Source organism: Streptomyces tamarix (assembly GCF_032423885.1).
Taxonomy (GTDB): Bacteria; Actinomycetota; Actinomycetes; order Streptomycetales; family Streptomycetaceae; genus Streptomyces; species Streptomyces tamarix.
This window is the reverse complement of sequence record NZ_JAWCTQ010000009.1, coordinates 43155-56840: the sequence shown is the minus strand read 5'-3', so window position 1 is coordinate 56840 and position 13686 is coordinate 43155. Positions and strand designations below refer to the sequence as shown.

Genomic DNA, 13686 nt, shown 5'->3' with positions numbered 1-13686 from the left:
GGATGTGGCGTATGGGCTATCCGGGAAGCTGTCCGCCTGGGAAGATCCGGGACCTGTCCACCTTCATGGAGGGGCTGCGTGACCTCAAGAGGTGCTCGGGACTGTCGTACCGGCAACTCGAGGAGCGAGCGGCGGCCGTAGGGGACGTCCTGCCGCGCAGTTCCGTTTCCAGCATGCTGAGCAGGGACATGCCGCCTCGGCTCGATCTTTTGATGGCGTTCGTGAAGGCGTGTGGCGAAGGGGACCGGGCCGCGGAGTGGGCCGGGGCCTGGGAGCGGGTCGCCGGCGCGTACGGGAAGGGACCCTCGCTGGAGCGGGCCGCGTCGAGCACAGCGCACGCCTCCCGGTGGCGGCGTGTGCGGCCGGCCGCCGTGGCGGCGGCGGCGATGGCTGTGGCGGTGCTCGTCGTCGCGGCAGCGGTGCGGACCTCGTTCGGCGGAGGGGAGGGTCGGGCGGGTTTTGCCGCTGTGAGCGGCTCGCCCGCCGCGGGCGCCGCCCCGCCCCACGGGTGGGTGACCATCCGTGTCGCCGACAGCCCCGACCTCTGCCTGACCGACGGGCGCGTACCGGGCTGGCGCTACACACCTCTGGTCGCTGTGCAGCGGCCTTGTGAGGAAGTCTCGCCGCAGGGCACTTTGCTGGAGCCTCTCGGCCAAGGGCTCTACCGTATCCAGTGGCACCATCCCGATTACGGGAAGGGCTGCCTCAGGGCGCTGGCCGGTGGCAGCGGCAAGGGCCTGCTGGAGCCCATGGACGACTGCGCGCAGGGCAGTGCGTTTTCCATCGAGCCCTCACGGCGGCTCGGTCGGGGCACGTTCGTGCTGCGCGTCCAGGGGGAGGGCTGTGTGGGCATCGCGCGTCCGGGGGGCGCCGCGGGGACGGAGGCCGTCATGCAGCGCTGCGACGGCGAGAGCCGTCAGGTGTTCCTCATCCGCGCCGTGGACGGGGGCGTGGGTGCGGGCCGGCCGGCCGTCTGGACCGAGCCCAGCACCCGCGCGGCCGGGAAGTATCCGACGAAGCGCGAATCATAGCTGTCGTCCTGGTTGTCACCGAGCAGTACGAGCATGCCCTCCGGTACGGTCTCCTCCGTGACCTCGGCCAGGGCGGGGACCTGGGCACGCGGCACCGGGTCGCCGGCGATCGCCGCCACCCGTTTGATGAACCAGTGCCGCGCGTAGATCACGTGAGCGGGCGCGTTGCGGGCCACGGGGGCATCTGGCCAAGGCGCCCGGTAGGGCGGCCGTTCCACGATGACCACCGCGCCCCGCACGGGAGCCGACCGGCGCCACGCCACGACGCGGTCTCCCTCCCGGTAGGTCGGTTCCATGCTCCTCCCGGACACGCTCACCGCCACCCACCGCAGTTCGGCGGCCCGGGAGAGCGCCAGTCCGGTGGAGACCAGGAGGGCGGTCAGGCCGCTCACCGCCGCCCAGACCGGGCTGCCGGCCGCCGCGGCCAGCGCGACGGCGTTCACCCAGAGCAGGGCGGCGGCCGCGTACAGGGCGATGCGGAGGGCCTGCGCCCGAAGTGCGCGGGAGCGTGCCCGGGCGACTGCCGCCTCGGCCCGGGCGCGTTGCCCGGTGGAGGACGGGGCGCCGGGGCGGTCGACTTCGCTCATGTGCCTTTTCCTCCACTGGTGGGGCTGGGGGCCTGGGACGGGACGGTGGCGGGCGGGGCCGTGGACGAGCGGTAGCCCGCGGCTTGAAGGGCGTACATACGGGCGTACTGGGCGTGTTGCGCCAGGAGTTCGTCGTGCGTGCCCTGTTCGACCACCCGTCCCCGCTCCAGTACGACGATCATGTCGGCGTCGCGCACGGCCCCCAGGCGGTGGGAGATGAGCAGGCTGGTGCCGCCCTTGCGATGGGCACGCAGCGAGGTGTGGATCTCGTGCTCGGCTGCCGCGTCGAGTCCCGCCGACGGTTCGTCGAGGATCATCAGGTCCCGCCGGTCCCGGACGAACGCCCGTGCCAGGGCCAGTCGTTGGCTTTGGCCCCCGGACAGCACGACACCGGTCGCCGGGTCCTTCTTGTCCGACTCGGTGAAGAACATGCGGGACAGCAGCGTGTCGTAACCGTGCGGCAGCGCGCTCAGTGTGGCGTGCACTCCGGCGCGCGTCGCCGCGTCCTTGATGCGGTCGGGTGCGCCGAGCGCGCCGAGGTCGCCCTGCGCGATGCTCTCCGCGGCCGTCATGTCGTACTCCATGTAGTCCTGGAACACGGCGCTGATACGGTTGCGGAGCTCGGAGGGGCAGACGTCCCGCAGGTCGACGCCGTCCCACAGGATACGGCCGTGCGTCGGGTCGTAGAACCGGCACAGCAGCTTGACCAGCGTGGACTTTCCGGAGCCGTTGAGACCCACGAGAGCGATCGTCGCCCCTGCCGGCAGACGGAGGTTGACCCCCCGCAGTGCCCAGGGGTGATCGGGGGAGTAGCGGAACCACACGTCACGCAGCTCCACGCCGCCGCGCAGCGGTGGGAGCTCGCGCGGCTCGACGGCCCGCGGCAGGTCCGGCCCGGCCCGGACGACCGCCTGGTAGTGATCGAGGAGCAGCAGGGCGTGGTGGGTTCCGGCGAGGTCCCCGGTGAGCGCGGTCAGGGCCGCCTGGACCCCGGCCACGGCCGCCAGGAACACCGCCACGTCACCCGGGGTCAGACTGCCGCCCTGGGCCGTGCCGACCGTCCACAGCAGGCCGGCGCCCGCCACTCCGGCCGCGAGCAGGCCGAGCCCGCAGCGCAGGCCGGCCTCCCGGCGGTCGACGGCCCGGCGGGCCGCGTCCGCGCTGCGCCTGCTGTCGATCATGCGGCTGCGCAGGAAGGCGCCGGTGCCGAAGAGGCGTATCTCCTTCGCGGCCTCGACGTTGGCGAGCAGTCCCATGTAGAAGAACTGGCGCCGTTCGTCGGGCCCGATGGACCACGCTGTTGCGGCACGCCGACGGGACAGCAGCATTTCGGCGACCAGGGTCGGCACGGCGGCGAGCAGCACCAGTGCCATGGTCGGTGGGCTGATGACCAGGAGGGAGCCGAGGAATCCGACGACCGTGACCGCGGCCCGTACGGCTCCGAGGACGCCGTCGAGGGCCTGCACGGCGACAGGCGGGCCGACGACGGTCTGCTGGGCGAGGCGCAACCGGTCCAGGAAGTCCGGATTCTCGAACCGCTCCAGTCCGGGGAAGCCCTCCACGGAGGCGAACAGCCGGTCCTGCGCGAACAGCCCCACACGGCGGTCGAGCTCGGTTCGCAGGTACCGTGCCAGGTGCGGCACGGCCCCGGTGGCGATGCCGGTGGCCACCAGCACCAGTGCCGGGACGAGGAGTTCCCGCACGGTCGCCCCGGCGGCGAGCCGGTCGACGATGAGCTTCACGGACCAGGCGGTGACGACCGGGAAGAACCCGGTTACCAGGGCGGGCGCGGTGTAGAGCAAGAGGATTCCGGTGGCCGCACGGGCGACCAGCCGCAGGGCGTCCGGCACTCCGCAGCGGTGGGAGCGGTCGCCGGGCTGCTCCTGCGCCGGTGCGGAGGACGCCCGATGCGAGCCACCGCCCGGACACCGGCTCGAGCTCGACTCGGACGGCATGCGTTTCCTTCCCCGTACGCAGGACCGGCAGGAGGCGGGGGCGAGGAGCGGTTCGGCGTCAGTACGAGGCGACGGCCGGACGCTCCACGTCGACGTCGTCGGTCATGACGAGGAGACGACCGTCCGTGCTGCGGTTGACCTTGAGCACCACGGGGAACGCCCGGACCTTGCACGCTTCCGCGACGGCCTCGGCGTCGTGCCCGGTCAGCACCCGGGCCACGGGCGTCAGCGCCGTCACCATGGGGGTGGCGGCCTCCGCGTCGCGCGGGTCGTCGGCCGTCACCACGGCGAGCACCTGCTCGCGGCCCCGCGGGACACCGCGCGCGTACTCCACGAACTTCGGCAGCTTCTCCTTGCACGGCCCGCAGGTCGGGGAGAAGAACGCGACCACCGTCTCGCTCGAGATCATCGTGTCGTGTACGGGCTCACCGTCCACGGAGACGGCGGAGAAGTCCCCGACCTCGTCGCCGGGGCCGAGCGACATCCGGCCGCCGCCCCGCTCGGAGAGCAACTCGGTGTGCTCCCGCAGGCGTTTGACGACGCCGACGGTGAGAATCAGGTCGAGGGTGCACAGCAGGCCGACGAGAACGACGGCGGCAACGAGGACGGGCACGGACGTCTCCCTTCAGACGGGGCGGGACAGGGCGGGGAAGGACGGAGCAGGGCGGGACGGGAGGGCGGGCTGACGGGTGGTGCGCGCTACGAGCGGCCTCAGCGGCCCGGTTGCAGGGGACTGCCGGAAGGGGGCGAGTGCGCCGGCCCGACGGGACGGAACAACTCCGCGACCACGTCGAACGCGGCCACACAGCCACCGACGAGCAGCCCCGCCAGCGCGGACAGCGCGAGCGCCCACGGCTCGGCGGGGGCGGCCTCCCGCAGCAGCGTCGTCCCCGCCGCGGATGCGGCGAACCCGGCGAGCAGCAGGTTGCGCACGACGTGCCGGACACCGAGCGGCTCCCTCGATCCGCTGCCGAAGCACCGGCAGACCGCGCGAGTGCCCCGGGCGACGACACGGGCGATGACGGCGGCGAAAACGACGAGCAGCACGGCGGCGAGGGCCAGTCCGACGCCGGCGAGGGAGGCCCACGGCATCAGGACCAGCGAACACACCAGCCACTCCGTCGCCACCACGGCGACGGCCACCGCCCGGATCACGGTGCCGGGCAGGACGTTCAACTGGCCCAACGACGCGGTGAAGGCGGTGAACGATCGTCTGCTGCTCACCTTGCCGGCGGCAGCGACCAGGAAGACGGTGGCGATGAGCACGCGCACGGCGGACTCCGCGTAGGGCACGGGTGACACCTCCTGCGGGACGGGCCGAAGGGCGGAGAAAGGGACCGGGAACACCGGACGGTCACCGAACGGTCGAGGCGTGCGGCCGTTGCGCCACCCGCGACACCGGTGTCCCCGGTCGCACTTCAGGTCACGTCACCGCGTCAGCAGCCCGGGCAGCTGCGCCAGCAGTTGATGGAGCCGCAGTAGGTGTTGACGCAGCACGCGCTGCGCGCGCACTGCCAGCACTCGTTGAAGCACTGACAGGCCTGGGCGGAGGCCGCGGCCTCCACCTCGGGGACGAACAGGCCGAGAAGCCTGCTGCTGAGGGATTCCAGTGCCTTGGACATGAAGTCCTCCTTCCGGAAGGCGGTCGGGAGGACGCCGTGAAGCCGCGAGACGGGCGCGTGCCTGGTGCCCGACGCGTGAACGACTTCGTACTGCCGCGCAGTCGCTTCACGACGCCCACCCCGGAGCCTAGGGACGCCGCGTGTGGCGCTTCCAGCGTCCGGCCGTCCAGGACGCCGTCCCGGATGACGCGCCTGTCCGGGACGGCGTCCGGGCGGTGTCCCAAGACGTCGTGCGACCGGTGTCTTGGACGCTGCAGCAGTCAGGCGGCAGGAGGCGGACACCGCTACCGGACCTGTTCCGGGGCCGGGGACGATCACCGGCTGCCGTTCGTCCCCCGCACATGCCTGATGAACCACCTTCACCGCAGGAGATCGAAGCCGCCCGCACGCCCGCCGGCGGCTGGAAGCGCGCCCGGCTCGCCGCCCGGGACGTCCCTGGCCCCCGCCCAGGGGCTGGAAGGACGAGCTGGCCAAGCGCTGGAAGGCCGCCCACCAGGACGGCACACCGCCGTCCCCGTCCCGTCCGGCCCCGGCGTCGGCCGACTTCGCGCAGGAGAACCTCGGCTTCGGCTGATCCGACGACAACGGCGCCTCACCGACAGGCGTGAGGACCTACCCGTCCCAGACGGGTAGGACGTGAGCCCGGTCGCGTCGTGCGGCCGGGCCCGCCGCCTCGCCCCGGCCCGCCATCACCGTCGACCGGCCGGCGTCGACCGTCGTGCTCGGTGTCCGGCCGTCCTGGTCGGCCGTCGGTGCGGCAGGGCGTCGCCGGGCCCCGGTCGTCGGTGCCGTTGCTTCGACCGCAGAGGGCGGCGCCCTGCCGTTCGGCCCCGCCGCCCCGCCGCCCCGCCGCCCCGGCCGCCCCGGCCGCCCCGCCGCGCCCCACCGCCCCGGCCGCCCCGTCGTCCTGGTGTCGAGGTCGCTGTTGCGGAAGGTCGCCCTGGGCGTCTGTGCACGCGACTTCGGCACCCCTGCGTCCATGAACACGCCTGCATCCGCTGCCCCGTCCTGCGGCCCGGTCCCGGGCAGATGCCCGCCTGGAGGAGATCCACGCGAATCCGCTCGACCGCTTCCAGGAGGTCAAGGAAAACAGGGCTGCCTCGGCGAGGTCGCCGCGATCGAGGTCGGCCTCGCCGCCGCCGGGCAGAAGCTCGCCGCCATGCGCGACCTCGTGTCCCGGCGCACCACCGTCCACCTGGGCATGCCCGATCTCCGTGGCGTCGTCGTGCATCGACTCCGGGCAGCGAAACGAGGATGCGAAGCGGCGGTCCTGAGCACTACAACGAGGGGAGTGGGGGGATCTTTCCCTCCGGCACCGCAGTCGTCCACGGGCGGCTCACTGCGTCCCGGGGGTCTCGCCGAGGCCCCCGGGAAGTCCGTCCGTTCGACGGCCGTGTGGTCAGGGCGCGTCGACGAGGGTCCGGTTGGTGGGCGCGAGCGCGGCGGTTCCGCTCGCGTAGGTGGACTGTACGCGGGAGCGTTCCGTGGTGTTCGGCGTGGCGTTGGTGCAGGCCGTGCCGGCGCTCGACCCCGACATCAGCTGTGAGCAGGGGCCGGGCTTGGTGTCCGGCAGGCCGAGGCTGTGCCCCAGCTCGTGAGCGGCGATCCGCGTCTTGTTGTAGCCCTGGTTCACGGCCTGGCTGCCGAGCTCGACGCGGACCTGACGGCCCGGACGGACAGGGCCGAGCGTGGCCTGCGGCCAGCCCGTGGTGGCGACGATCACGATCTCGGCCGTGGTGCCGGGTGCTGCTTCCACCAGACGGACGTTGCTCACGTTCGCGTTCCACGAGGCGACTCCGGCCGCGATCGCGGCCTCCCAGCCTGCGGCGCGGCTGTCGTCGTAGCGAAGGGTCACCGCTGCCGCCTGCGCGGTGGATGATTCGCTCGCAGGAGCGGGGGCGGCGGTCGCGGCGCCCGCCATGGCGAGGACGAGCGCTGTGGCGGAAGTGCCTGCCTTGAGCCAAATACCGAGGGGCATTTGCTGATCCTTCATCTGTGTGTGGGGGGATCCGGCCTCGGCGGGGCCGGGGGAGTACGCGAAGGAGTGGCACGGGTGGTCCGGTGAGGGCCGGACGCACCCTCGACCGCCCCTCCGGGGTGTAGCGATGGTATGCCCTTCCATCCGTGTCCGTCATGTACCTGCCATGTTGAATTCTCGTCAGAATCCTCTTCTGCGGGGCCTCAGGTGCGATCTCTCGGTTTCGGGACAGTGGGGGTGAGAGTCGGCGGGGGTCTGGGTGTGTTGATGCTGGTGGGTGATGGTTTCGGGGTGTGGTGCCGCTGTCTCGGGCAGGAACGGTCCGTGGGGTATCGCTGTCGTGGGGCGTTATCGCGTGCAGGGTGACGCTGTCTCAGTTTCGTGAGTTCTGATCCGCTGGCCAGTGGGTGGTTGGTGTGCTCGGGGTGTGGATCAGGAAGTAGGGCGCCCGGTTTCTGAGGAGTCGGCCCGCCGTCGACTGCCGCTGCCGTCTCGCCGCGCCGTCCAGCTCCGCCGCGCTGGCCGGGTCCCGGCCGACCGCCGTACGGCGCCGCCCCGCGATCACTGTCGTCGTCCCGTCGACCGCTCCGTACGGCGCCGTCCCGGCCCCCGGAGCCGCGCCGTCCAGCTCCGCCGCGCTGGCCGGGTCCCGGCCGACCGCCGTACGGCATCGCCGCGTCCCGAGCCGGCGTCCCGAGCCGGCGTCACGGTCACGGTCCGGTCGCGGTCCGGCTCCCAGTGGCTTCCCGCAGTGGGTGCCTCGCCGCTTGCCGCCCGCCGGGCCACCGGCCCCGCCACCCTGTTGTCCGGTCCCGTCCCGGCCGCCAGCGCTAGACCCTGCCGTCGGCCCCCGTACGGCGCCGCCGTGTCCTGCCACCGCGCGGTGCCCGGCCCCCGCGCCGTACCGCCGTCGGCGCGGGCACTCGCCGTACGGCGCGCCGCGTCGCCCCGGGTCCCGCTGCCCGGCTTCTGTCGTCCCGTCGTCCCCTCGTGTTGCTGTTTCGTCGTCCGGTCTGCGCCGTCCCCCTGTGCCTCGGCCGCCGTGTCGCGGCCGCTCTTGGGCCGGGCGCCGCCTGTCCGCCGCCCTGTGCCCCGGTCTCGGCCGGGTCCCCGCGCCGCGACTGCCCGGAAAATCGGAGGCCGTCCCGCTCGCACCCCCCTACGCTGTGGTCTTTCGTCCCTCGGCATGCCGGGCGTACCAAGAATGCAGGAGGAGTGATGGGTGTCCGCAGTTTGACCCAGGCCGAGGCGCAGGAGCGAGCCGCGCTGTTGAGGGTCGAACGCTACGACGTGGCCGTCGACTTCACGGGATTGCCGGACGGCCCCGACGTGCGGTGCGTGTCCACCAGCACGTTCTCCTGCACCGAGCCGGGCGCCGGGACGTTCGTCGACTGCGCGGCGACGGTGGTCTGCGCCACGCTCAACGGCACCGACCTGCCCCCTGCCGTCGAGGGGCGCATCGCGCTGCACGACCTGGCCGCGCACAACACGCTGCGCGTGCAGACCGTCCAGTCGGACACGACCCACGGGCCGGGCGTGCACAAGGCCGTCGACCCCTTTGACGGCGAGGTGTACGTCTGGACGTCGTTCGAGCCGGACGAGGCGCGTTTCGTATGGGCCTGCTTCGACCAGCCCGACCTCAAGGCCCCGCACGCCTTCACCGTCACGGCCCCGGCCGGGTGGACCGTCACCAGCAACGCGGGGACCGCCCGCGTCGAGGCGTGCGACGGCGCACGCCGGTGGGTCTTCCCCGACACCCCGCCGCTGTCCCCGTACAACACGGTCGTCAACGCGGGCCCCTTCCACGAGGTCCGCCAGGAGGTCGACGGGCACGACCTCGGCCTGTACGTCCGCCGGTCCCTCGCCGGCGTGCTGGAGCGCGACGCGCAGGAGATCCTCACCCTCACCGCCCAGGGCCTGGCCTTCTACGCACGCGCCTTCGCCATGCCCTTCCCGCAGCGCCGTTACGACCAGGTCTTCGTGCCGGAATTCGGCGGGGCCATGGAGAACTACGGCTGCGTCACCTGGTCCGACACCTTCCTGCGCCGCTCCGACCCGACACCGGCCGAGCGGGAACTGCTCGCCAAGGTGCTGCTGCACGAGATGGCGCACATGTGGTTCGGCAACATCGTCACCATGCGCTGGTGGGACGACCTGTGGCTCAACGAGGCGTTCGCGGAGTTCGCCTGCCACTGGGCGGCCACCCGCGCCACCGCCTACACGGACGCCTGGGCCGGACACCTCGCCGGCGGCAAGCTCAAAGCGTACTTGGCCGACCAGGGGCCGGCCTCGCACCCGATCCGCCAGCCCGTGCACGACGTCGCGGAGGCCGCCGCCGTCTTCGACGACATCACCTACCCCAAGGGCGCCTCCGTCCTCCAGCAGCTCATGACCTACGTGGGAGAGGAGACCTTCAGCGCGGGCATGAGCGACTACTTCGCCCGGCACGCCTGGGGGAACACCACCCTGCAGGACCTCGTCGACGCGCTCGGCCGGGCCTCGGGGCGGGATCTCGACGCCTGGCGGGCCGGATGGCTGGACGCCGCGGGTCCTGACCGGCTGACCCTCCGCCATGAGTCCGGTGGCGTGGTGTTGCACGCGGTTGGGCCGTCCGGTTCCGCGCCCCGTCCGCACGTCCTGGCCGTGGGTGCCTACCGCCGTACGGCCACCGGCCTGGAACGCGCCGCCCGCGTCACCGTCGAGGTCCGCGGCCCCCGCACGCCGGTCGATCTGCCCGCCGGGGCGGACCTGTACCTGGTGAACGACGACGACCTGACCTTCGCCACCGTCCGGCCGGACCCGGCCTCCCGCGACGCCCTGCTACGACACGCCGCCGACCTGCCCGGCGCGCTGTCGCGGGGCGTCGCCGTGGCCACCGTGTGGGACATGCTGGTCACCGGGGAGGCCACCGCGGCGGAAGCCGCCCGCGCCATCGGCGCCGTCCTGGAGACCGAGACCTGCGACGCGGCCGTCGAGCCGTACCTCACGCTCGCCGGGGACATCGCCGAGCTGTGGGCGCCGCAGGACGAGCGGGCCGAACTGACCGCGGCGTTCGCCGCCACCTGCCGCCGGCTCGCCGACCGGGCCCGGCACCCCGCGCGGCGCCGCGTCGCGCTGCGCTTCCTGGCCCGGGCCGCGGCCGGCGGCGAGCTGGAGCGCCTGCGGGCCGAGGCCGAAGCGGGAGACGACCACGACCTGCGGTGGCGCGCCCTGGCCCGCGCCGTCGAGCTGGGCGAGGCCGCCGTGGCGGACGCGGCCCGCCTGCTGGCGGCCGATCCCGACCCGGACGCCTGGGTCCAGGAGCTCTGCGTGCGCGCCGGCGCGCCGGACGCCGGGACGAAGGAGGCGGTCTGGCACGTGCTGGCGGACGAACGGGCCGTGCCCGTCTCGTGGGTGGGCCGGGTGGCCACCGCGTTCTGGCGCCCCGGACAGGACGCGGTGCTCAGACCGTTCACCCGCCGCTACCTCGATCTCGTACCCGGCCTCGACCGCGGCGGCATGATCCCCGCCATGGTCTACACGGGCCGGCTCCTGCCGCGGTTCGCGATCGACGGCGGCTTCCTCGACCAGGTACTGGAAGCGGCCGAGGCGGCGCCCCCGGTCGTGCGCAAGACACTGACCGAACACACCGACGTCACACGCCGCATGCTCCGCTCACGCGGCATCACGAAGCCCGACGCCACGTGAGGTGGACAGCCGGCCCGCGGGCAGCTGCGCCACCTCCTGGCCGTGATGCCGCTCGCCTCGGTGTCGCTGGGGATCATCCCGTTCACCGCGCAGCGCACCGTGTGGCCGCTGGAGGCGTTCTACGTCCACGACGACACCATGGCCGTGGTGGAGACGCTGACGGCGGAGACCAAGGTGACCCAGCCGCGCGAGGTCGCCGACTACGCCAGGGCGTTCGCCGGCCTCGTAGAGATGGCCGTGCACGGCGACGCAGCCCGCGCCCTCATCCAGGCCGCGATCGACGCCCTGGAGTGAAGTTCCGCGATTCTCCGCAACTTCGTCGAGGGCGCGTCCCGTGGATGCGTAGCGTCGACGGCACCGACGCGCACACGGTCCTGTACGACTCCGACGGCCTGATGGAAGCCGGGTTCCCGCTCGATTGCGAACCGTACGAGGCCTCGTCACGGCCGTCCTCGCGTGGACCAGCGTGGACACACCCACCACCAGCGACTTGGAGCAGATCGCCCTTCAGCTCACGGGCCACGCCCGCGCCGCCGCCGACGTCCGCCGCCGCGCCGACCAGTTGTCCAAGGACAGCGGCCCCCGGGCGCTCTCCGACGTCGTCCTGCGCGAGGCGGGAGGCCGGCTGTCCGCGACGATCGAAGGCACCGTGCGCCGCGTCCGAAACCACGCCCGCCTCGTCCGCGCCCTCTACGAGCGCCTGGATCGCCCGAGGGCGGCCGCCACCCCGCCCGTCTGCCCCCGGGCCACGTACGGCCGCGGATCTGACCGCTTCGACACCTTCAGCTTCCCCGCGTGCGTCAGTAGCCTGTCGCGCGTGTGGACGAGTCGGTGGGACCGCGAACGCCAAGTGAACGAGAACGTCGCCAGGGCGGAGGAGCTGCGCGCGCAGGGGCGTGTGCGGGAGGCCCAGGAGTTCGCGGACTGCGCCATCGCCGCTGCGGAGGCCATCGTCGCGCAGGACCCGGCCGACGCACAGGCCCGCTGGGTGCTGGCCGGACAGTTGTACAACCGCGCCTCCCTGCACAGCGAGCTCAACGACTACGCGGCGGGTGCCGCCGACGCGTGGCGCTCCTTGACCCTTTACGAGCCCCTGGCCGTGAAGTCACCGCAACACCTGCCCACCTGCACGGACGCCAGGGCCCGCCTGGCCTGGATGCTCGCCAACGCCGACCTGGCCAACACGAACATGGGATCTGCCCGCGACCACGCGGCGCAGGCCGTGGCGACCTACGAGCGACTCGTGGCGGACACCCCGGCCCTGCGCCCGGACCTGGCCCGCGTGCACTACCTGCACGCCGAGGTGCTGCGCGTCCTGGAGGGCGAGGGCTCGCCCGCGTCCGTGGCCGCCTACGCGGCCTGCGTGCGCGAGTACCAGTCCCTCGGCCCGCTCACCGGGAACAGCCTGCGGCTGTGCGCGGACGGCGCCCTGCGCCTGGCTTACGGCTACGCGGCCAACGGCGCGCACACCGACCAGCGGGACGCCGCCCAAGAGGCGATGGACCGCCTTGAGGAACTGCTCAACCAGGGGGTCGGCGCCCACGCCCATTACGCCCGCGCCATCCTCCTGCTCTCCGACGCCCAGGCGGCGCTGGGCGACCCGCAGTGGGAACAGTCCTGGGTCGACTTCGAGTACGTCCTCTCCCGGCTACCCGCCCCCCTGCCCGCCGACCTCGCCCCGTTCAAGGAGCAGCTCAAGCCCAGGTGACCCCCGCCTCCGCCCATCCCCGCACCGGCCCGTCCCGCAAGCGCGAGACCAACGTCGACCACAGCCGCTCCGTCCGCCGCGTGCGGTGAGGCGGAGGCCGGCCTGCGGACTGAGCACGACCGCTACGCCACCAACCCCGCCCGGTGCCTCGGCCACGACCTGCCCGCGGCCGCAGCCGTCGTCGCCGTCCACGCCCCCGGCGGCCAGTTCTCACTCGCCTGGTCCGGTGACGCCCGCGCCTACCTCCTCCACGACGGGCTCGACGGCCCCACGGATGCTCACTGAGGACCACGACGCCCGCCGCGCCTGCGACGGCTACGGGGACCGGGACCTGAACCACCGCCTGCCTCGGGGAATCCCGCAACGACGGGGAAACCGAACGGTGGTGGGGCCCCCAGCCCCCGAGCACCTGCGCGTCCCGGTCCGGCCGGGGTGGTTGCTGCTGGGCCCCGACGTCGCTCACGAGTCCCACGGGGACACCGGTCACGACCTGGCCCCCTACCTGAGCGGTGACCTGCGCACCGCCGCCGAGCGCCTGGTCGACGACGCCGTCCGGCGCGCCCACGCGCTACCGGACCGTACGCGGACGCCACCGCTCTGATCGCCCGCATCACCTGACCGGGCCGCCAAGGAGCACCCTACGGACACCCCGCCCGCTCCCGCAGGCGACATCCGTGACCAGCACATCGCCGACCTGCGCGCCGCGCTCCAGCGCGCCGTCCCCCTTGCTCGCCTTCGCCGTCGGGCGGGAGGCGGCCACCGACCCGCGCCAGTCGGAGCTGCTGGTGACGGCCGCCGAACCGGTCGGCTACCCGTCGACCGACATCACCGCGCGCCTCACGATCGGCGGCACGACGTGGAAGGGTTCACGGGGACCCTGCGGACGATCCGCCCGACCCCGACCGGCACCGCCGTCGACGCCCAGACAGGCAAGCGCCTCTCGTCCTGGGAGGTGCTCGACCGGGGAGGCGTCGGGTCCGGGCCGTATCGGCGGCGTGGCCGGTTGGCCGGGCACGCGACGAAAGACGACGACCGGCCCGGTGGTCGCTGCGGTCCTGGCGCTGCTGGTGTATCTGTCTCCGGCGCCCCGTGCTGACACGGGGGTGTCACGGGCAACG

9 protein-coding genes and 2 pseudogenes are annotated in these 13686 nt (G+C 73.2%); 5 read left to right on the top strand and 6 right to left on the bottom strand.

The genetic code is table 11. The features are described 5' to 3' along the window. The first annotated feature begins 11 nt into the window (after window positions 1–11). Window positions 12–1031: an RICIN domain-containing protein gene (locus RND61_RS09835; RefSeq protein WP_315877453.1), complete on the top strand. Its 1020-nt coding sequence runs from the start codon at window positions 12–14 to the stop codon at window positions 1029–1031. Here the strand turns inward: RND61_RS09835 and RND61_RS09830 are convergent. From RND61_RS09830 to RND61_RS09805, 6 genes are all read right to left on the bottom strand, one after another. Then, entirely contained in the window at window positions 917–1618 is a 702-nt protein-coding gene (locus RND61_RS09830; protein ID WP_315877452.1) for a S26 family signal peptidase, read from the bottom strand. The two genes, RND61_RS09835 and RND61_RS09830, sit on opposite strands and share 115 nt — an antisense overlap. Continuing rightward, window positions 1615–3573, bottom strand: coding sequence for an ABC transporter ATP-binding protein (locus tag RND61_RS09825; RefSeq protein ID WP_315877451.1), 1959 nt, complete (start codon window positions 3571–3573; stop codon window positions 1615–1617). Before RND61_RS09825 ends, RND61_RS09830 begins: the two co-directional genes overlap by 4 nt. Before the next feature lie 58 nt (window positions 3574–3631). Next, window positions 3632–4186, bottom strand: coding sequence for a hypothetical protein (locus tag RND61_RS09820; protein WP_315877450.1), 555 nt, complete (start codon window positions 4184–4186; stop codon window positions 3632–3634). Between the two features lie 98 nt (window positions 4187–4284). Beyond that, entirely contained in the window at window positions 4285–4866 is a 582-nt protein-coding gene (locus tag RND61_RS09815) for a MauE/DoxX family redox-associated membrane protein (RefSeq protein WP_315877449.1), read from the bottom strand. Between the two features lie 143 nt (window positions 4867–5009). Then, entirely contained in the window at window positions 5010–5195 is a 186-nt protein-coding gene (locus RND61_RS09810; RefSeq protein WP_315877448.1) for a hypothetical protein, read from the bottom strand. A gap of 1399 nt (window positions 5196–6594) precedes the next feature. Then, window positions 6595–7173: a snapalysin family zinc-dependent metalloprotease gene (locus tag RND61_RS09805; RefSeq protein ID WP_315877447.1), complete on the bottom strand. Its 579-nt coding sequence runs from the start codon at window positions 7171–7173 to the stop codon at window positions 6595–6597. Between the two features lie 1218 nt (window positions 7174–8391). On the opposite strand from RND61_RS09805, the gene pepN reads away from it, so the two are divergent. The 4 genes and pseudogenes from pepN to RND61_RS09785 all read left to right on the top strand — a co-directional run bounded on the left by pepN (window position 8392) and on the right by RND61_RS09785 (window position 13169). Further along, the gene (gene pepN, locus RND61_RS09800) at window positions 8392–10860 is read left to right on the top strand and encodes an aminopeptidase N (protein WP_315877446.1); all 2469 of its coding nucleotides are present in this window, start codon (window positions 8392–8394) and stop codon (window positions 10858–10860) included. A gap of 15 nt (window positions 10861–10875) precedes the next feature. Continuing rightward, window positions 10876–11154, top strand: a pseudogene (locus tag RND61_RS09795) (Scr1 family TA system antitoxin-like transcriptional regulator); the annotation flags it as partial. A gap of 44 nt (window positions 11155–11198) precedes the next feature. Next, window positions 11199–11578, top strand: a pseudogene (locus RND61_RS09790) (DUF6415 family natural product biosynthesis protein); the annotation flags it as partial. Window positions 11579–12950: 1372 nt separating this feature from the next. Next, the gene (locus RND61_RS09785; protein WP_315877445.1) at window positions 12951–13169 is read left to right on the top strand and encodes a hypothetical protein; all 219 of its coding nucleotides are present in this window, start codon (window positions 12951–12953) and stop codon (window positions 13167–13169) included. Window positions 13170–13686: the final 517 nt, after the last annotated feature.

Coding starts and splice junctions, on each gene's coding strand:
- RND61_RS09835 (WP_315877453.1), top strand. CDS start 12: ATGGGCTATCCGGGAAGCTGTCCGCCTGGGAAGATCCGGGACCTGTCC.
- RND61_RS09830 (WP_315877452.1), bottom strand. CDS start 1,618: ATGAGCGAAGTCGACCGCCCCGGCGCCCCGTCCTCCACCGGGCAACGC.
- RND61_RS09825 (WP_315877451.1), bottom strand. CDS start 3,573: ATGCCGTCCGAGTCGAGCTCGAGCCGGTGTCCGGGCGGTGGCTCGCAT.
- RND61_RS09810 (WP_315877448.1), bottom strand. CDS start 5,195: ATGTCCAAGGCACTGGAATCCCTCAGCAGCAGGCTTCTCGGCCTGTTC.
- RND61_RS09805 (WP_315877447.1), bottom strand. CDS start 7,173: ATGCCCCTCGGTATTTGGCTCAAGGCAGGCACTTCCGCCACAGCGCTC.
- pepN (WP_315877446.1), top strand. CDS start 8,392: ATGGGTGTCCGCAGTTTGACCCAGGCCGAGGCGCAGGAGCGAGCCGCG.